Origin of the sequence: Grimontia sp. SpTr1, assembly GCF_947387585.1 — a bacterium.
GTDB classification, from domain to species: domain Bacteria; phylum Pseudomonadota; class Gammaproteobacteria; order Enterobacterales; family Vibrionaceae; genus Enterovibrio; species Enterovibrio indicus.
The window spans coordinates 49,375-69,655 of the sequence record NZ_CANDOD010000009.1; the positions used below are offsets into that span (position 1 = coordinate 49,375).

General features: G+C 51.2%; 14 protein-coding genes. 6 read left to right on the plus strand and 8 right to left on the minus strand.

Annotated elements, in window-relative coordinates; all coding sequences use genetic code 11:
- Positions 1-88 precede the first annotated feature (88 nt).
- Complete coding sequence (locus tag QL223_RS13835; protein ID WP_281545071.1) at positions 89-2,599, plus strand: PBP1A family penicillin-binding protein; 2,511 nt, start codon at positions 89-91, stop codon at positions 2,597-2,599.
- 64 nt (positions 2,600-2,663) lie between these two features.
- Here the strand turns inward: QL223_RS13835 and oxyR are convergent, their stop codons facing one another.
- Entirely contained in the window at positions 2,664-3,569 is a 906-nt protein-coding gene (gene oxyR / locus QL223_RS13840; protein ID WP_002535235.1) for a DNA-binding transcriptional regulator OxyR, read from the minus strand.
- A 147-nt stretch (positions 3,570-3,716) separates the two neighbouring features.
- Here oxyR and QL223_RS13845 point away from each other — a divergent pair, with 147 nt between their 5' ends.
- The 3 genes from QL223_RS13845 (at position 3,717) to QL223_RS13855 (ending at position 6,363) form a co-directional block, all read left to right on the plus strand.
- Complete coding sequence (locus QL223_RS13845) at positions 3,717-4,448, plus strand: glutathione peroxidase (RefSeq protein WP_046307677.1); 732 nt, start codon at positions 3,717-3,719, stop codon at positions 4,446-4,448.
- Between the two features lie 72 nt (positions 4,449-4,520).
- Positions 4,521-5,972, plus strand: coding sequence for a dihydrolipoyl dehydrogenase (locus tag QL223_RS13850; RefSeq protein WP_281545072.1), 1,452 nt, complete (start codon positions 4,521-4,523; stop codon positions 5,970-5,972).
- A gap of 139 nt (positions 5,973-6,111) precedes the next feature.
- On the plus strand, positions 6,112-6,363 hold the full coding sequence (locus QL223_RS13855; protein ID WP_281545073.1) for a DUF3624 domain-containing protein: 252 nt from the start codon (positions 6,112-6,114) through the stop codon (positions 6,361-6,363).
- 57 nt (positions 6,364-6,420) lie between these two features.
- Here the strand turns inward: QL223_RS13855 and argH are convergent, their stop codons facing one another.
- The 4 genes from argH to argC all read right to left on the minus strand — a co-directional run bounded on the left by argH (position 6,421) and on the right by argC (position 11,417).
- Positions 6,421-8,298 carry an argininosuccinate lyase gene (gene argH / locus QL223_RS13860; protein WP_046307673.1) on the minus strand — a complete coding sequence of 626 codons (1,878 nt, stop codon included), beginning with the start codon at positions 8,296-8,298 and terminating at the stop codon, positions 6,421-6,423.
- Between the two features lie 40 nt (positions 8,299-8,338).
- Complete coding sequence (locus QL223_RS13865; protein WP_046307671.1) at positions 8,339-9,550, minus strand: argininosuccinate synthase; 1,212 nt, start codon at positions 9,548-9,550, stop codon at positions 8,339-8,341.
- A gap of 69 nt (positions 9,551-9,619) precedes the next feature.
- Positions 9,620-10,399: an acetylglutamate kinase gene (gene argB, locus QL223_RS13870; protein WP_046307669.1), complete on the minus strand. Its 780-nt coding sequence runs from the start codon at positions 10,397-10,399 to the stop codon at positions 9,620-9,622.
- Between the two features lie 10 nt (positions 10,400-10,409).
- Entirely contained in the window at positions 10,410-11,417 is a 1,008-nt protein-coding gene (gene argC, locus QL223_RS13875; protein WP_281545074.1) for an N-acetyl-gamma-glutamyl-phosphate reductase, read from the minus strand.
- 478 nt (positions 11,418-11,895) lie between these two features.
- On the opposite strand from argC, the gene ppc reads away from it, so the two are divergent.
- Entirely contained in the window at positions 11,896-14,526 is a 2,631-nt protein-coding gene (gene ppc / locus QL223_RS13880; RefSeq protein WP_281545075.1) for a phosphoenolpyruvate carboxylase, read from the plus strand.
- A 352-nt stretch (positions 14,527-14,878) separates the two neighbouring features.
- Entirely contained in the window at positions 14,879-15,451 is a 573-nt protein-coding gene (locus QL223_RS13885; RefSeq protein WP_002535249.1) for a PadR family transcriptional regulator, read from the plus strand.
- 70 nt (positions 15,452-15,521) lie between these two features.
- Here the strand turns inward: QL223_RS13885 and metF are convergent, their stop codons facing one another.
- The 3 genes from metF to QL223_RS13900 all read right to left on the minus strand — a co-directional run bounded on the left by metF (position 15,522) and on the right by QL223_RS13900 (position 20,268).
- Positions 15,522-16,412: a methylenetetrahydrofolate reductase gene (gene metF / locus QL223_RS13890; protein WP_281545076.1), complete on the minus strand. Its 891-nt coding sequence runs from the start codon at positions 16,410-16,412 to the stop codon at positions 15,522-15,524.
- Between the two features lie 248 nt (positions 16,413-16,660).
- Positions 16,661-19,105: a bifunctional aspartate kinase/homoserine dehydrogenase II gene (locus tag QL223_RS13895; protein ID WP_002535251.1), complete on the minus strand. Its 2,445-nt coding sequence runs from the start codon at positions 19,103-19,105 to the stop codon at positions 16,661-16,663.
- Positions 19,105-20,268, minus strand: a complete 1,164-nt coding sequence (locus QL223_RS13900) for an O-succinylhomoserine (thiol)-lyase (protein ID WP_046307658.1) — start codon at positions 20,266-20,268, stop codon at positions 19,105-19,107. Before QL223_RS13900 ends, QL223_RS13895 begins: the two co-directional genes overlap by 1 nt.
- Positions 20,269-20,281 lie beyond the last annotated feature (13 nt).

The window sequence follows — 20,281 nt, forward strand, 5'->3', positions numbered from 1 at the left end:
CAGGTTCGTTATTTTTTGTTCAGTTCTCTTTATACTACGGACACTAAATGTTTGAACGACTCGACTGAAAACTTACGGGAAATATCAAGTGAAGTTCATTAAGCGACTGCTTATCCTTGCAATAATTTGCATATTACTTGGAGTGGGTACAATTTTTGGTTTTTACGTTTACGTAAAACCGGAATTGCCAGATGTTGCCACACTCAAGGATGTTGAACTGCAAACTCCGATGCAGGTGTACAGCGCAGACGGCAAACTGATTTCCCAGTTTGGTGAAAAACGTCGTATTCCAGTTATTTACGACGACATCCCACAAGATTTGATTGACGCGCTGATCGCCACAGAAGACAGCCGTTTCTACGATCACCCGGGTATCGACCCTATCGGTATCACCCGTGCTGCGATCGTGGTCGCCATGTCGGGCAGCGCCAAACAGGGTGCGAGTACCATCACCCAACAGTTAGCTCGTAATTTCTTCCTTTCTAACGAAAAGAAGATTATGCGTAAAATCAAAGAGATATTTATCGCGATCCACATCGAGCAATTGTTGACGAAACAGGAAATCATGGAGCTTTACGTCAACAAGATTTTCCTTGGTTACCGTTCGTATGGCTTTGGCGCCGCAGCACGTGTTTACTTTGGCAAAGACCTGAAAGATCTGACGCTGAGCGAACTTGCTACCCTAGCCGGTATGCCAAAAGCGCCGTCTACCATGAACCCGATTTACTCGGTAGAACGTGCGACGAACCGTCGTAACGTGGTGCTGAAACGTATGCTGGATGAAGGCTATGTCACCCGTTCGGAGTACGAACAAGCGAGAAACGAGCCGATTGTTTCCCGCTACCATGGTGCAGAAATCGAACTGAACGCACCTTACATGGCAGAAATGGCACGCGCCTGGGCGGTAGAGAAATACGGTGAAGACGTTTATGAATCCGGCATGAAGGTGTATACCACGCTCGATTCACGTCTGCAGAATGCCGCTGAAAAAGCCGCCATCAACAACCTGTTGTCCTACGACGAACGTCACGGTTACCGAGGTGCGGTCGCAACACTTTGGAAAGACGGCGCAGAACCTTGGGATGCAGAAAAGATAGCTGACCACCTGAAAAAACAACCTACCTACGGTGTGCTCAACCCGGCAGTTGTCATCAAAGTAGAAGGCAAAACGGCTGAGGTGGAGCTGCAAGACGGCAAGACGGTTTCCCTGCCTTGGGATGGCATGAAGTGGGCGCGCCGCTACAAAACCGACACCCGTCAAGGCACTGCCCCGAAACAGGCCGCAGATATTCTGGCTGTGGGTGAACAAATTTGGGTACGCAAGGTCGACGATGCTTGGCACCTGAGTCAGGTACCGGACGCCAACACCGCCATGGTGGCCATGTCACCGGAAAACGGGGCAATCAAAGCATTGGTCGGTGGTTTTAACTTCGTTCACAGCAAATTTAACCGTGCCACCCAGTCCGTCCGTCAGGTAGGTTCTGCTATCAAGCCATTTATCTACTCGGCAGCATTGGATCAGGGAATGACGCTCGCCACCTTGATCAATGACGCTCCCATCAACAAATGGGACTCAAGCCAAGGTACAGCGTGGCGTCCTAAAAACTCACCACCAACCTACATTGGTCCAACCCGTGCACGTATCGGTCTGGCAACCTCTAAAAACGTGATGGCGGTTCGTGTGCTGCGCAAAGTTGGCTTGGATGAGACCATCGACTTCCTAACCCGTTTTGGCTTCAAGCATGAAGAGCTGCCACGCTCTGAAACTCTGGCTTTGGGTGCAGGCAGCCTGACACCAATGCAAGTAGCACAAGGTTTCAGCGTGTTTGCTAACGGCGGTTACTACCTCAAGCCCTATTTCATCAGCAAGGTTGAAGACCCGTTTGGACAGCTGCTTTTCACCGCACATCCACAAACTATCTGCCGTGATAACTGCGACAGTAATGCGTCTAAACTCAGCTCCGATAACCTAATGGAAGAGGAAAACCTGCTGGATGAAACCGCAGCGATGGAAAACGAGCCAGAGTTCGCGCCACAAGTCATCAGTGAGCAAAATGCCTTCCTGACCCGTGAAATGATGGAAGCGAACATCTGGGGTGGCGGCGACTGGCGTCAGGGCACTGGCTGGAACGGTACCGGCTGGCGCGCACAGAAACCGCTTAACCGCCGTGATATCGGGGGTAAAACGGGCACCACCAACGACTCCAAAGATGCATGGTACAGCGGCTTTGCGCCAGGTATGGTCGCAACAGTATGGGTTGGTTTTGATGACCATTCACGCGAGTTGGGTAAAACCTCGCGCAATGCGAATCTGGATAACTCACAGATTTCCGGTGCGGAAGCAGGGGCAAAAACCGCGCAACCCGCCTGGATAGACTTTATGGTTGATGCGCTGGTTGATGTACCAGAGCAACGCAAAGAAGTTCCAGCCGATATCGTGAAAGTGCGCATTGACCGTGATACCGGCTTGCTGACACGCAAAAATGATGCAAGCTCAATGTTCGAATACTTCGAGAAGGGCACCGAGCCAACTGACTATGTTTCCTCTGCCGCCAGCAGCGGAAATATTTACGAGTCGGAAGGTGAAGAGCTTTTCTAAGTTATAAAGAAGCAACAAAGGCGCCCATCGGCGCCTTTGTTTTTTTCTACGTAACCGGTTGGGGTTAGCCTATCGGATTACAGACTTTACCCATGGCATCAGCAATGACTTTCGCCAGTTTTTCATAGCGTGCTCTTAGCGGCGAACCGGGACGGTAGTCCAAGGTGATCAAGCGTTGAGGCTCAGGATCCACGGCTTTCACATACACCACACCATCACGCTGCATACTCTCAGGGACAGAAAGCTTCGGCAGCAGAGTGATCCCCGTTTCTGCCGCCACCATGTTGCGAAGGGTCTCCAGACTGGTCGCTCGGAAACGCGAGTCTTCCTTCGCGCCTGCTGCAAAACAAAAGCCCATTGCCTGATCGCGAAGACAGTGCCCATCTGCCAACATCAACAGTGTTTCGCCACGAAGGTCATCCATCGGCACGGTTTCAGCCTTTGACCACTTGTGACCTTCCGGTAACGCCAGCAACATCGGCTCGAGATACAGTGGGATTTCCTTAAAGTGCTCAGTTTCTTTAACGGATGCCAGAATAATGCAGTCCAGTTTCCCCTCTTCCAACTGCTGCACAAGTTGATGGGTCTGTGCTTCGTGAAGGAAAAGTTCAAGTTCTGGGAATGCCTCTTTCAGCGCTGGCACAATATGGGGAAGCAGATACGGGCCGACAGTCGGAATAAACCCAATGTGCAGCGGCCCCGCCATTTCTTCGCCTTGCTGACTTGCCATCTCTTCCAGCACTTTCACTTCCATCAGGATTTTTTGTGCTTGACGGACAAGCTGCATGCCAGCGTCAGTGAACAGCACTTTTCGGCTGGTGCGCTCCAGCAGCACCACACCCAATTCATCTTCCAACTTACGGATCTGGCCGCTCAATGTTGGCTGGCTGACGAAACAGGCTTCCGCTGCCTTTCTGAAGTGCTGGTGCTCAGACAGAGCCACCAGATATTCGAGATCGCGAATATTCACACCAAACCTCTTTGATAGATTTTACTTATTAAAATGATAAACCCAATCAATTAGAACTATCTACCCCTTTCGCCCTAATATACACACATCAACCGGGAACACCGGATTAAAGAACTGAAAAACAAAATTTATTTAAGGGGTATTACCATGGAATTTATTAACAAAGAAGGTCAGAAAGTACCAAGCGTTACCTTCCCAACCCGCAAGGGTGATGAGTGGGTAAACGTAACCACTGACGAGCTGTTTGCCGGTAAAACGGTTGTTGTATTCAGCCTGCCAGGTGCTTTCACTCCGACGTGTTCTTCAACGCACCTGCCTCGCTACAACGAGCTGTACTCAGTGTTCCAAGAGCACGGTGTTGATGACATTCTTTGTGTGTCTGTAAACGATACGTTCGTGATGAACGCTTGGAAAGCAGACCAGGAAGCAGAAAACATCACTTTCATCCCAGACGGCAATGCAGAGTTCACCCGTGGCATGGGTATGGCAGTAGCGAAAGACGATTTGGGCTTTGGTGAGCGTTCATGGCGCTACAGCATGCTGGTAAAAGACGGCGTGGTAGAGAAGATGTTCATCGAACCAAACGAGCCGGGCGACCCGTTCAAGGTTTCAGATGCTGACACTATGTTGGGCCACATTGCGCCAAACCATAAACTGCAAGAATCAATTACGGTATTCAGCAAACCAGGTTGTCCTTTCTGTGCGAAAGCGAAACAACTGCTGATCGACAACAAGCTACAGTTTGAAGAGATTGTGCTGGGTCAGGATGCTACCACTGTGAGCCTGCGTGCAGTAAGCGGTCGCGCAACAGTGCCACAAGTATTCATTGGCGGTAAGCACATCGGTGGCAGCGACGAGCTGGAAGCATACTTCGCATAACACCGAACAGGGCAGCTTAGGCTGCCCTACTTAATCCTAAAGCTTGTAACCGGATTTACCTGGAGAATAATAATGAAAACCTTGAATGTAGATGTCGCCGTCATTGGTGGAGGTACCGCAGGTCTGGGTGCTTACCGCGCAGCCAAAGCACACACCGACAATGTCGTGATCATCGAAGGCGGTCCTTATGGCACGACCTGTGCGCGCGTTGGCTGTATGCCATCGAAACTTCTGATTGCCGCTGCTGAAGCCGTTCACCACATCGAAAAAGCGCCCGGTTTTGGCGTGCATCCTCAAGGTGAAATTAAAATCAATGGCCGTGAAGTGATGGATCGTGTGAAACGCGAACGTGACCGTTTCGTTGGCTTTGTTCTCGAAGGTGTTGATGAAATCCCGGCAGAAGACAAAATCGCCGGTTACGCCAAATTTGTTGACGACAACACTCTGGTTGTCGACGACCACACCCGCATCGAAGCAAAACGCATTGTGATTGCAACGGGTTCACGCCCAACCTGGCCGGCGCCATGGAATGATTTGGGTGACCGTCTGATTGTGAATGATGACGTATTCGATTGGGATGATTTGCCAGGATCTGTCGCTGTATTCGGTCCAGGCGTTATCGGTCTTGAGCTTGGTCAGTCACTGCATCGCCTTGGCGTGAAAGTGAAAGTCTTCGGTGTTGGCGGTCAGGTAGGTCCTTTAACTGACCCAACGGTAATGGCTTACGCAGATAAAGCCTTCAACGAAGAGTTCTATCTGGACGCTGACGCTAAAGTCGAAGAAATGGTGCGCGAAGGCGAAAAAGTCCATATCCGTTACCTTGACAAGCAAGGTCAGGAACAACGTATGGAAGTGGACTATGTGCTGGCAGCAACCGGTCGTCGTCCTAACGTCGACAAGCTGGACATTGAAAACACAGGCATGGAACTCGATGCACGCGGTGTACCAACGGCTGACCCGTACACCATGCAAACCAGTGTCGCGTCGATTTTCATCTCAGGAGATGCGAGCAACCAGATCCCATTGCTTCACGAAGCAGCGGATCAGGGTCGAATCGCCGGCGACAACGCAGGTCGATTCCCAGATATTCGTGCGGGTCTGCGCCGAAGCAAAATCGCTGCTGTGTTCTCTGATCCACAAATTGCCATGGTGGGTGAAACCTACAAAGAAATCACCTCACGTCTTGGCACCTGTGGCTGTTTCGAAACCGGTGTTGTGTCGTTTGAAGGTCAAGGCCGCTCACGTGTCATGTTACGAAACAAAGGTGTGCTGCACGTTTACGGTGAGCAGGGTACCGGTCGCTTCCTTGGCGCAGAGATGATGGGCCCGAATGCAGAGCATCTAGCACACCTGTTGGCTTGGGCACACCAAAACCAAATGACCATTTCACAGATGCTGGATATGCCTTTCTATCACCCGGTGATTGAAGAAGGTGTACGTACCGCACTTCGTGACCTGAACGCCAAACTGCACTTAGGTCCTGAAATGATCAAACACTGCCTGGATTGCGGTCCAGGCTGTTAAAAAAGATTCCAATAACAAGTTAATCCCCTTGCTTGCACACCGGACTCTCCCCAAGATTCGGTTTATGATTTGCCCTCCTTTACGGAGGGCTTTTTTCTTTGTAGGCTGCAACAAGTTGATACTTTAAGGCTTACTATTCATGAGCTGCCGCTTCTGCAAAGACGCTTCTCTCACCATCCGAGCCAAACTCGGACGCTGCAAACGTTGCATGATTCAACTTGCTGTGATGAATCTGGTGCTGTGGCCGATATGGTTTATCGGGTTCAGTGACACACCGACATCGATAGAGTCCATCACCTTGCTCTTTGGTGCAGGTGCCAGCGCTATTTTACTCACCCTTCACCTCATTCTGATGCCGTTTCGGATGAATGCGCCCGAACCCAAAAAGTAGCACCTAGAAAACACAAAAAAACCGGCCTAAGCCGGTTTTTATTTATTCGATGCTTGTTTAAGCGACGTTAGCTTTCGCAATCAACCTGTCCTGATCAAAGGTAAACTCCAGCGCCACTTCATCACACGCATGAAGGCGTGGACAGCGGTCGCAATCTTTCATCACCTTTTCAGGCAGCAAAGATTTAGAAGTTGGAATAAAGCCCTGACGCATAAAGAACTCTGGTACACGGGTCAGCACAAACACTTTCTTGATGGCCATGCCGCTCGCTTTTTTCAGCAGATGCTGAACTATCGCGCTGCCCTGCCCTTGGTTCTGCCAGCCTGCTTCCACGCCCAAAGAGCGCACTTCCGCAAGGCCCGAGTCATAAACGTAGAGCGACGCACAACCTGTCACTTCACCCTGATGCTCAGCAACCGCAAAAGAACCAATATCACGAACCAGTTCATTACGTTCACGCGGCAGGTTTTCACCCAGCCCCGCCCAGTAAACCACCATGCCTTCAATCGCATCGAGGTCAGTAAGGCGCGCGCCACGTACTTTCACGCTTGGCGAGTAACGTTTTTCCAAACGCTTTTCTGCCTGACTAATGGCATATTCCACCTGATTCGGCGCCACGCCACCCAGCGCACAACGCTTTTCAAGGCAGGATTCGATGGTGAGGATGGGATAAACATCCTCGTCAATCACTGGCGAGAACTGCTTCATGTCATCAAGAGAAAGCTCTTCCAGCGCACAACCTTTTTCAATGGCGGCGACCACAGCGACACCCACGATATGGTGCGCTTCACGGAAAGGAATGCCTTTAGCAACCAGATAATCTGCAAGCTCAGTCGCGTTGGAATAACCTTGCATCGCCGCTTCCAGCGTGCGGTCTTTGTTGATTTTGATGCCATCAAAACAAAGCGCAGCCATCTCAATACAGTCAAACCAGGTGTCGAGCGCGTCGAACAGCCCTTCTTTGTCTTCCTGCATGTCTTTGTTGTAGGCGAGCGGCAGTGCTTTCACTGTCATCATCATCGCAGACATAGCGCCGTAAACGCGACCCGTCTTACCACGGATAAGCTCAAGCGCGTCCGGGTTTTTCTTTTGTGGCATCAGGGATGAACCTGAGGTCACAGCGTCTGCAAGCTCAACAAAGTTGGACTCGCCAGAGTTGTAGAAAATCAGATCTTCGGCCATGCGCGACAGGTGGAGCATAGACACCGATGCCACAGACATCAGTTCCATTACATGGTCACGGTCAGAAACAGAGTCCAGACTGTTGCGGGTGGCACGGCGGAAACCCAGGCTGTGAGCCAAAGCTTCACGGTCAATCGGATACGCCGTACCTGCCAGAGCACCAGAACCCAGCGGGCAGGTGTCCAAACGGTTCAGTGCATCACTCAAGCGCGAATAATCGCGCTCGAACATTTCAACGTAAGCCAGACACCAGTGTGCAAATGTCACTGGCTGGGCACGTTGAAGGTGGGTATAGCCCGGCAGCACCGTGTTCTGGTTTTCTGCCGCGACCTTTACCATCTGGTTTTGCAGTTTATCGAGTGCAAGGAGAAGCTGTTGACCCTGCTGACGGCACCAAAGCTTAAGGTCAGTGGCGACCTGATCGTTACGTGAACGACCGGTGTGCAGCTTTTTGCCCAAATCGCCCACTTTGGCGATCAGTTGCTGCTCCACCCAACTGTGAATGTCTTCAGCGTCAGAGCGCAGGATCTGCTCTGGATCTTCCATCACAGCCAGCTTGATTTCATTCAGTGCAAGCTCGAGGCGTTGCTGCTCAATCTCAGACAATACGCCCACTGAGCGCAGTGCCTTTGACCAGGCAATTGAACCTACGATGTCCTGCTCCGCGAGGCGATAGTCAAAACGCAACGAATCATTAAACTGCTTGAACCGCGTGTCTGCTGCCTGACTAAACCTTCCGCCCCATAACGCCATACTTACTTCTCCTTAAAACTCTATTGCTTCCAGCTGCTGTTTATTTTTGTTTTTTCTCGTTCAGCGCACGAATACGGCTCGACAGCGAGTAGAGACGGATAAAGCCACCAGCATGGCTGTGATCGTAAACGTCATCTTCACCGAAAGTCGCGAATTCTTCGGAGTACAGGCTATTGAGCGAGCGCTTCTGCACTACTGTAGCCTGTCCTTTGTACAGTTTCACTACTACTTCACCACTTACTGGCTCAGCCAGTGATTCTGCTGCCGCCAGAAGTGACTTACACAGCGGCGTGAACCAACGGCCGTCGTAGATAAGGTGAGACGCTTTCAGGCCAATCTCTTCACGGTATTCGTAGCAATCTTTGTCCAGTACCAGCTGCTCAACACCACGCAGGGCTTCCATCATGATGGTGCCACCCGGAGTTTCATAACAGCCACGGGACTTCATGCCCACCAAACGGTTTTCAACGATATCAATACGGCCTACACCGTGACGCGCGCCTTTCTCGTTCAGCGTGGTCAGCACTTGGTATGGACTCATACGCTCACCGTCAACCGCTACTACTTCGCCTTTCTCAATCAACAGAGAAACGGTTTCAGACTGGTCAGGTGCCTGCTCAGGATCCACCGTCCATACCCAGCACAGCTCGTTTGGCTGGTTCCAGGTATCTTCCAGTACGCCACCTTCGGTCGAGATGTGCCATGCGTTTGCATCACGGCTGTAGATTTTCTCAAGGCTTGCAGTACAAGGGATGTTACGTTCTGCCAGGTAATCCAGCAGGGCCTCACGTGAACGAAGGTCCCACTCACGCCAAGGTGCAATCACTTTCAGTTGCGGTGCCAGCGCTGCAAACGCGCTTTCGAAACGCACCTGGTCATTACCTTTACCGGTACAGCCATGACACAGTGCATCTGCGCCGACTTCCAGCGCACATTCCACTTGTGCTTTTGCGATGATTGGACGTGCCATTGACGTCCCCAGCAGGTATTTACCTTCGTAAACAGCACCGGTTTTCAGGCTTGGGTAGATGTAGTCTGCGACCATCTCTTCTTTCAGATCAGCGATGTAACACGCTGACGCACCGGAAGCGATCGCTTTCTCTTCAATACCGACCAGCTCTTCTTCGCCTTGGCCCACATCGGCAACGAATGCCACCACTTCACAGTCATAATTCTCTTTCAACCATGGAATGATCGCAGACGTATCCAGACCGCCAGAGTATGCAAGTACTACCTTTTTGATATCGCTCATTTTAACTTCTCCATGTTCACCGCTCTGACGGTCAGTACAGGCGGTAACGACTAATAAATTCTGTATTGTTTAAACCGTGAAACGGGTACCGATGTTGCTGCCGCCGAACATCTCAGCGAGCTTCTCGGGATAACGCCAGCTCGCGACCTGAATAGGACGCCCCAACGCGTTTGCCGCTTCAAACGCCGCTTTCACTTTGACGATCATGCCGTCAGTGATCACGCCGCTTTCAATTAATTCATCTGCTAATTTCTCATCAAGCGTTGGCATGAGTTTGCCTTTGCCATTGAGTACGCCACTCACGTCTGACAGCAGAACCAGTTCAGCATCCAATGCAGCGGCTACTGCTACTGCCGCCTGGTCCGCATTCACGTTCATCAGTTCACCTTCGGCATCAATACCGATAGAGCTGATGATGGGCACTGCGCCTGCTGACAAAATCGCTTGTACGACGGAAGAATCGCCCGGTGTTGCCTTGCCCACATTGCCAAGTTCAGGGTCAAGTTGGGTCACTTTACATAAACCGCCGTCTGCCAGACTCAGACCGACTGCATTAATGCCACATTTGATTGCCTCGCCCTGCAGCAGTTTGTTGGCCGTACCCGCCAGTGCACCCGCGACCACATTGATCTGATCTTTTGGAGTGACTCGCAAACCCTGCTTTTTCTCCACTTTCAGGTTCAGCGCTTTCATCAAGTCATCAACCAGGTAGCCCCCGCCATGAACAATCACCAATTGGCGATGCGCAGAAGCCTGATACTGGCTGATTGACGCGAATAATTTATCCAGAGTCTCTGTGCAAGACAGCGCTGCACCACCCAGTTTGACTACCAAAGGACGTAAACTCATTGCCACTCTCCTACACAATCGCCGTGAGCGGCGAGAATCCAAAGCGAATGTTTATGCACTGCATCGCCTGACTGGCGGCACCTTTCAGCAAGTTATCGATTGCTGACGTCAGAATCACGTGTTGACCTTTCACAGACCAGCCAATATCGCAAAATCCGGTGTTTTGAACAGATTGCAGTTTGGCACTTTGACCCGCGCCTAAAGGACGAACCAACGTTTTGTTTTCGTATGCTTTTTCAAGCGCCTCTGTTACCTGCGCTTCACTGACGCCTTCTGCCAATTTGACCGTGATGGTCGCGAGAATCCCACGCTTAAAGTTGCCAAGGTGCGGCGTGAAAATCACATCACATCCCAAGTGAGTAGAAATTTCCGGTTGGTGACGGTGCGTGAATACACCGTAAGCATGAAGGCTAACTTCGCAGAAACTGTTAGTCATAGAAGCTTTGCGACCCGCACCGGACACACCGCTTACCGCATTGATCACCGGCCATTGTTGGGTGTCGATAAGTCCAGCATCCAGCAACGGTTTCAATGCCAGCTGTGAAGCAGTTGGGTAACAACCAGGCACCGCAACCAAATCGGCTTTTGCAATATCTGCCTCGTTCCACTCTGCCAGACCATAAACCGCTTTTTCCAGCCACTCGCCGTATTGGTGCTCGAAGCCGTAGTAGTCGGTATAGAAGCTGTCAGATTGAACGCGGAATGCGCCAGACAAATCAAACACTTTACAGCCTTCAGATAGGAAGGTTGGTGCAATGTTGTGACTGACTTCATGAGCCGTTGCCAGCAACACCACATCCGCAGATTTTGCGACAGCACTGACATCTTTAAGAGGCTGAAGTGGAAGGTCGACCAGACCTTTCAGTGCACCGTGCAAATCACCGATAGATTTGTTCGCATCCACACTGTTTTCAGAGACATACAATCCTGAAAGCTCAAGCTCAGGATGGAGAAATACCATTTTGGTCAGCTCGGCACCTGTGTATCCACTTGCACCGACAATCACTGTCTTTAACATGAAAAGTCCGTTTATTTCTTTGGGTAGAATGATGAAACATTCAGCTCGCTCAGCTGCAGGAGGGGCAGATACGCCCAACGTTTTTAACGTCGGCGTCGTCGCTGGAGAAGGGAGTTTGAGAACTTATCCATATTCGTATCGTACCTTTTCGCTGCTTCCATGAGCTTTTTTTGGCGAATTATAATTGTTTATTCATTTTAAATGAATTTATATGTGCTTTTTAGCGTGATAAATGACTAATGTCAACAGTCTGTTTAAAATAAAGTCACCCACCTGCGACAGGCTAGCGTTTTTGCCTAAACCCTGTGCTTTAAATGTAATTTTGTTACAACTTCCGCAATGCCTTATTGCTCAAGGGATAGACAAAAAAATGCAGTGAAATAATACGGTGGGTGATTGACCTTTATGCCACTCATTGGCTAGATTGAGCCATTACGATTGCAATTTGGATGTAACAAAGTTACGAAACGGACGCACTATGAATGACAAGTATGACGCTCTAAAGAGCAATGTCAGCATGCTCGGTCACCTTCTGGGTAACACCATTAAAGGTGCCCACGGTGAAGAGTTGCTGGCCAAAGTAGAAGAGATCCGTCAGCTCTCTAAATCCGCTTCTGCGGGTAATAAAGACGATCACGCCAAGCTGATCGATGTGCTGCAAAGCCTGCCGAATGACCAACTGCTACCTGTAGCACGCGCATTCAGCCAGTTCCTTAACCTCACTAACATCGCTGAACAGTACCATTCTGTTTCCCGCCACTGTGAAGAGCAGGTATGTAATCCTGACTCACTGGACGATCTGTTTATGCGACTGCAAAACGCAGATGTGTCTGACGGTGAGCGTGATAAAGCCGTTGATGACCTGAGGATCGAACTGGTGCTGACAGCACACCCGACGGAAATCGCGCGTCGTACTACCATTCATAAGCTGGTTCAAATCAACAAATGTTTGTCCAAACTTGAACTTGGCGACCTCTCTTCCAGCGAGCGTGATAAAGCAGAACTTCGCCTTGAGCAACTGATTGCTCAGGCGTGGCACTCTGACGTTATCCGTAAGCAACGCCCAACCCCGCTTGATGAAGCCAAATGGGGTTATGCCGTGATTGAAAACAGCCTGTGGCAAGCGGTACCGGAATTCCTGCGTCAGTTTGACCAGAAGATGAAGCGCCACCTTGGCCGCGGCCTGACAGTTGAAGCATCGCCAATCCAGATCTCGAGCTGGATGGGTGGTGACCGCGACGGTAACCCATTCGTGACATCAGAAGTCACCCGTGAAGTGCTGCTATTGTCCCGCTGGAAAGCGGCTGACCTTTATCTCGGCGACATTCAGGAGCTCATCAGCGAGCTGTCGATGACCCGCTGTAATGACATGGTTCGCGCCATGGCAGGTGATGAGCACGAACCGTACCGTGCGATCCTGAAATCACTGCGTCAAACACTGACCAATACCCTGGATCACCTGGATGCCCAAATCCATGGCCGCCGTAGCGATGAAAAAGACATTCTGACCAACGTTGACCAACTGTGGACACCGCTTCACGCGTGCTACCAGTCGCTGCATGAATGTGGCATGGGCATCATCGCTGATGGTCTGCTGCTTGATACGCTGCGTCGTATCCGCACCTTCGGTGTTAACCTCATTAAGCTGGATATCCGTCAGGAAAGCACCCGCCACGCGAATGTGCTGTCTGAAGTGACCCGCACATTGGGCATGGGCGACTACAGCCAGTGGAGCGAGCAGGACAAGCAAGCTTTCCTTATCCGTGAGCTGAGCTCTAAGCGTCCTTTGCTGCCACTTGATTGGGAGCCTTCTGATGAAGTGCAGGAAGTGTTGGATACCTGCCGTATCGTTGCGCAGCAGCCTCGTGAAGCACTGGGCGCCTATGTGATTTCAATGGCGCGCACAGCGTCTGACGTGCTGGCGGTTCACCTTCTTCTAAAAGAGGCAGGCTGCCCGTTCCGCATGGACGTGTGTCCGCTGTTTGAAACCCTGGAAGACCTCAACAATGCCAAGTCTGTGATCAGCCAACTGCTGAGCATCGACTGGTACCGCGGCTTTATTCAAAACTTCCAGATGGTCATGATTGGCTACTCAGACTCCGCCAAAGATGCGGGTGTGATGGCAGCGGGCTGGGCTCAGTATAAAGCCATGGAACAACTGGTTGAGCTGTGTGAAGACGCTGGTGTCGATCTGGTGCTGTTCCACGGCCGTGGTGGTTCTATTGGTCGCGGTGGTGCACCTGCGCACGCTGCACTGCTGTCCCAGCCTCCTCGTAGTCTGAAAGGCGGTCTGCGAGTGACCGAGCAGGGCGAGATGATCCGCTTCAAACTGGGTCTACCAGATGTAGCGATTCAGAGCCTGAATCTTTACGCCAGCGCCATTTTGGAAGCGAACCTGTTGCCACCACCAGCACCTAAGCAGGAATGGCGCGACCTGATGGAAACGCTGAGTGAAGTTTCCTGTGAGGCTTACCGTGGCGTCGTTCGTGGTCATGAAGACTTTGTTCCTTATTTCCGAGCGACAACACCAGAGTTGGAACTGGGCAAACTGCCATTGGGCTCGCGTCCGTCGAAGCGTAACCCGAATGGTGGCGTAGAAAGCCTTCGCGCTATCCCATGGATTTTCGCATGGAGTCAGAACCGTCTGCTGCTGCCAGCATGGTTGGGCGCAGGTCAAGCGATTCAATTCTCCATCGACAATGGCCACCTGAAGAACCTTGAAGAGATGTGTCGCGAATGGCCATTCTTCTCTACCCGCCTGGGTATGCTGGAAATGGTCTTCACCAAGACCAGTCCTTCGATTTCTCAATACTATGACGAGAAACTGGTGGATGAGTCACTATGGCGACTGGGTGATGAACTGCGAGACCGCTTGGCGCAGGACATCAAAGCCGTGCTGATGGTAGAAAACAGCGATCACCTGATGGAGCAAAACCCTTGGGGCGCGGAATCTATCCGTCTGCGTAATATCTATGTTGAGCCACTGAACATGCTTCAGGCAGAGCTTCTGTGCCGTACGCGTGCAACAGAAGAAGAGAACACTGAGCTTGATGAAGCACTGATGGTGACCATCGCCGGCATAGCCGCAGGTATGCGCAACACCGGATAAATGAGAAATTGATTCAAAATTAAGAAAGGCTGCCATGTTGCAGCCTTTTTTATTTTTGGGGAGCCTTTTTCGATTGTTGTTGCGTTGATAATGTTATTAATATGTTTTCTTGCCTGTTCGTGACGTTATCGTGACAAAGGTATAGGCAAAACACCGAAGTATAAATAACCGTTTAAGTGTCACTGTACAGCGCTTTTCGCACCACGATTTTTTGGTGCATTGTTGGCAAGAAGCTATGTATGGACGGCAACGAAAAACGTGTCGATCCGCCCAGTGTTGTGGAAAAAATAAATTCGCCAAAGAGCGACATCCCAGGGCTAAGGATCGCCTTTTAAGATTTTGGATAGAAGAGATGTCACTACCGCACGTAATTCTCACGGTGCTTAGCCACCGCGATGCAACTGGTTATGATATAACCAAAGAGTTTTCTAACGCTATCGGGCACTTCTGGAAAGCCAGCCACCAACAAGTCTATCGCGAACTCAATAAACTGGCCGATATGGGCGCAGTGAGTTGTCGTTTAGAACCACAGGATGGCAAACCTGACAGAAAGGTCTACTCCATCACGGACATTGGTAGACAGAGCCTTTATGAGTGGTTCTTAATGCCTGCAAAACACCCAACCGACCGCGATGAAGTCTCTGCAAAACTACTAACCTGCAGCATTTTCGACCCAGCACCAATGATCGAACATATGCATGCATTGATGGACGAGAGCCGCTTACAGCTAAGCCAATACAGGGACATAGAGCGAAGCCAGTACGCTGACTCTGCACTGCTGACCCGAGAAGGCCGTTTGGAGCGACTGACACTGCGCCGCAACATTCTTCGCAAGGAAGCATGGTTAACGTGGGCAGAAGAAGTCCTGTTCGAACTCAATGCCATGGAAACCATGTCAATGAGTAAGAAAGTCGTTGCCCAGTAAGGACTTTCCAGAAAAGACAAAACCGTCGCTTTGCGACGGTTTTTTGTTTTTGGCTTGTGGACTTTTCATTCTACGCAGTAGGACGCACACCCAATGTGTGGCAAAGCGCATAGGTCAACTCAGCACGGTTCAGCGTATAGAAGTGGAAGTCTTTCACGCCTTCACGACTTAACACGCGCACCATATCAATAGCGTTACTCGCACCAACCATCTGACGGGTTACCGCATCATCTTCCAGACCTTCATACTGCTTGTACATCCAAGCTGGAATGCGCACATTGGTCATGTTGGCAAACTTCGAAGCCTGCTTGAAGTTTGATACAGGCAAGATCCCCGGGATGATTTCAACATCAATACCTGCCGCAGCGCAGCGGTCACGAAAACGCAGGTAGCTTTCAACATCAAAGAAGAACTGTGTGATAGCGCGGTTTGCGCCAGCATCGACTTTACGCTTAAGGTTGATCAGGTCAGCTTGCGCACTTTTCGCTTCTGGGTGAACTTCCGGGTAAGCCGCAACGGAGATATCGAAATCAGCTTCACCTTTCAAAAGCTCAACCAGGTCCGCTGCGTACATATCCGGTTTCTGGCTTTTCTCTGGCAGGTCACCACGCAGGGCAACAATATGGCGGATACCGCTGTTCCAGTAGTCGCGTGCAATCTCACGTAGCTCATCGCGGCTCGCATCGATACAGGTCAGGTGAGGCGCAGCTTCAATACCTGTCTCCTGCTTGATGCTCTTTACGATACCGTGGGTACGGTCACGCTCACCGGAGTTTGCACCGTAAGTCACGGAAACAAATTTAGGTTTCAGGGTTTTCAGGCGTTGTACCGAAGTCCAAAGCGTTTGCTCCATGGCTTCAGAGCTGGGTGGGAAGAACTCAAACGAAACGTTAATGTCGCCGTTCAAATCAGAAAGGTTTTGATTAAGTGCATCCAGATGACTGGCATGTGAGTATCCCATAGCGTCTCCCTACTTCGGCAACATCCGACCGAAAAAATCCTTTAAAGCCGACATCCATATAGACGTCTATATGTCTAGATATTGAATTGCGGGCAATTTAAAGTCAACTTACTTAACTTGAATTTTATTCATGATGATCATGTAAGTCTCTCAAGCACAGCACTCTTAACTGGCGCGTGTACTTTGCCCGAATGCTTAGGGTACAAAAAAGCGGAGGCTAAGCTCCGCTTTTTCCAGCCGATTTATGGCTATTTCAGTAAAGATGCGATGCGATTCAAGTCAGACAGCAAAGCGCCTGCTGTCACATCACGTCCTGCACCTGGGCCGCGGATAACCAAAGGGTTCTCGCGGTACCACTGACTTTCAATCGCGAAGATGTTGTCGCAAGGCAGCAGGTTGGCGAGTGGATGCTCTTCAGACAACACTTCAATACCAACACGCGCTTTTCCATCTCGTGAAAGTCTTGCTACATAGCGAAGAACGCCCTGCTCTTTTTTCGCCTGCTCAAGCCAATCTTCAAGCGCTTCATCAAGCTGACTGCTGTTATCCAGAAATGCATCGAGCGACAGCGCAGAAAGTGCCTCAGGTACCAAAGATTGCACCTGCACCTGCTCCGGTTCAATATCCAGACCGGACTCGCGCGCCAGAATCACCAGCTTACGCATCACGTCTGAGCCACTGAGATCTTCACGTGGGTCAGGTTCGGTCAGACCTTGTTGCCACGCCTGTTCCAAAAGCTCGCTGAACTTGATGTCACCGTTGAATTGCTGGAACAGCCAAGACAAGGTTCCAGAGAAGATGCCTGAAATCGCAATAATTTGGTCGCCGCTTTCGCGCAAATCACGCACGGCATGGTTCACGGGAAGGCCTGCACCGACTGTCGCGTTGTAAAGCCAGAAACGACCGGTTTTTGCGAACGCATCCTGAACCTGATGATACAGCTCGCCACTCGCAGAGCCTGCCACCTTATTGGCAGAGATCAGGTGATAGCCATGCTCGGCCAGATCAGGATATTGCATCGAAAGCGGTGCACTGGCGGTCACGTCCAGCACGACAATATCATCGTAAGGATGATTGAGCAGTGCCGTCAGCCAATCGCTCCCTTCATAGGGTTTGGCGACTTCATCAAAACGAGTCATGACGCTATCTGCATCAATACCATCGAAGTCGACCCACTGGTTATCACTGTCTTGCACCGAAATCAGCTCAAAGCTCATGCCATGGCGTTTTTCGAGTGCCGCTTTTTGCTCCGCAAACAGGTTCAGCCAACGGCTACCGATATTGCCTTTACCCAGCAACACCAAACCAATACGACGCTGCGCCTGGAAAAGTGCGCGGTGAATATCTGACACCAACGCCGAAGTGTTCGCTTTACGCAAGATTGCCGCGATACTGAGGCCACTACCAGATTCGCAGATAAACTCAATCGGTTGGCTGCGAAGCTGTTGATAGAAGCCGTGGCAATGCACAGGGTTCGCCGTGACACCTGCGCCCACCGCTGCGACCATGCTGTAGCCTTCACGGAGACGGATATCGGCAGGAATGCCGGCGTTTTGCAGTTGCTCCAACACGCTGTTCACCACTTCGCCAGTGTAAGCGAGTTGGATACGGTGTTGGTCGGCACTGAATGATGACGCCAGCGGCTGAATTTGATTTCGGGTCAGCAGTCGTTCGATATCACGTCGCGCGGTATCAAAGTCGTGCGAACGCGGTACATCCAGTTCAAGCAAGCAGACATCACTCAATGAGGTAATGATTTTCGCACCGCGCCCAGACGCCAGAACGCGTTCAATGCGTGTTGAACCTGACTCTGGGTCATAGCTGCAACGCAGATTCAGGTCGATACAGCTTTGTGCTACTGGCTGAAGCGTGCGGGTATGAAGCACAGGTGCTGCTAGGCGCGCGAGTTCAGCTGCTTCATCAAGACGCAGCAGTGGTAGCAGGCAGGCATCACCGACAATACGTGGGTCCGCACTGTACACACCCGCCACATCACTCCAGATGGTCACGCGGCTAACATCTGCCAGTGCACCGATAATGGTTGCTGAGTAATCGGAACCATTACGCCCCAGCAGCACGGTTTCACCTTCAGTGTTACGTGCCATGAATCCAGTGATCACAATGCGACGTTTGGTGTGCTGAACCAGTTGTTCTTTTAGAAGCGGCCACGAGCTTGCGCGATCCACCTCTGGCTGTGCGCCACGTTCCGCACGCAGGAAAGAGCGGGAGTCAAGCTTCACGGCTGGCAGCTCAAGTTGGGTCAGCAATGCAGACAGTAAACGCGCTGACCACACCTCGCCAAAGCCTTGTGCCCATGCTCGTTGCGCTTGGGTCAATGGCTGCTCACCAGCTTGTGCCAGCGTGCTGAAATCTTCGTAGAGTTCGTCCACCAGCAGTTGTTTCTGTTCACCTTCAATCAGGTTCTCAATCAAATCCTGCTGGTATTTGCGCAGGCCCTGCAACGCTTCGTGCGCCAGACGGCCATCTTTCGTTAGCAAATCAAGCCATTCAATCAGGCGGTTCGTAGTCTTGCCGGCTGCAGAAACGACAATAATGTCTGTTTCACTGCTGTATTGTGCCAGAATGCGTGTGACACGGCGGAAACAATCAGGATCGGCAAGGCTGCTGCCACCGAACTTATGTAACTGTCGGGCTTGCGACTGCTGGGGTGATACAACTTCAACCGCGCTCATTACTGGCTCTCTCTTACTCTATCGAATGCTTGTTTCAGGTCGGCAACCAAGTCGGCTTTATCTTCCAGACCGACAGACAAGCGAAGCAGTGTGGCTGCCAGGCCCGCTTCTGCCTGCGCTTCGTCCGACATGGCGCGGTGCGTCATTGAGCCTGGATGGGTCACCAGACTTTCCACACCACCCAATGATTCCGCCAAAGTGAACAGCTTAAGGGAGGATAGGAAAAGTTTCAGCTCACTTTCATCGCCTTTAAGCTCAAAGCTCAACATTCCGCCAAAACCTGATTGTTGTTTCTTCGCAATCTCATGACCCGGGTGCGTTGGCAGCGCCGGATGGTAGATAGTGCTCACCAGAGATTCCTGCTTGAGGTATTCCAGTACTTCTGCACTGTTTTCCTCATGCTGGCGCATTCTTGCGTTCAGAGTGCGAAGACCACGTAGTGTCATGTAGCTATCAAATGCGTTACCGGTAGCCCCAATGCAGTTACCCCACCATTTGAGCTCTTCATAAAGCTCGGCTTCTTTCGCCACGACAACACCACCGACGGTGTCTGAGTGACCGTTGATAAATTTGGTGGTCGAGTGAACAACAAAATCTGCGCCTAAGTTTAGTGGCTGCTGCAAAGCGGGGGACAGGAAGGTGTTATCAACCCCTACCCAAGCACCCACAGCTTTGGCTTTCTCGCAGATGGCTGCAATATCCACCACGCGCAGCAGTGGGTTGGACGGCGTTTCCAACCACACCAACTTGGGGCTCTTCGCCAACGCAGCGTCCAGTGCAGCTGCGTCGGTTTGGTCTACAAATTCCACCTTGAAAGCGCCTTTCTTTGCACGCGAATCGAACAAACGGTAGGTACCGCCGTAGCAATCGTGCGGGGCGATAATCAGGTCATCCGGCGAAACCAGTGACAGCAGCAGGTTAATGGCTGCCATGCCGCAGTTAGTGACCACAGCGCCTGAGCCGTTTTCCAGATCGGCCAATGCTTTTTCCAGCAAAGATCGGGTTGGGTTGCCACCACGGGCATAGTCATAAGTCGGCACTTCGCCAAACTCAGGAAATTCGTAATTGGTCGAAAGATACAGTGGAGGCACAACGGCGTGGTGTTGTGAATCTGTTGTGATACCGGTGCGAACGGCGATGGTTGCGGACTTCTTGTCGCTCATGGCGTGCTTCCCT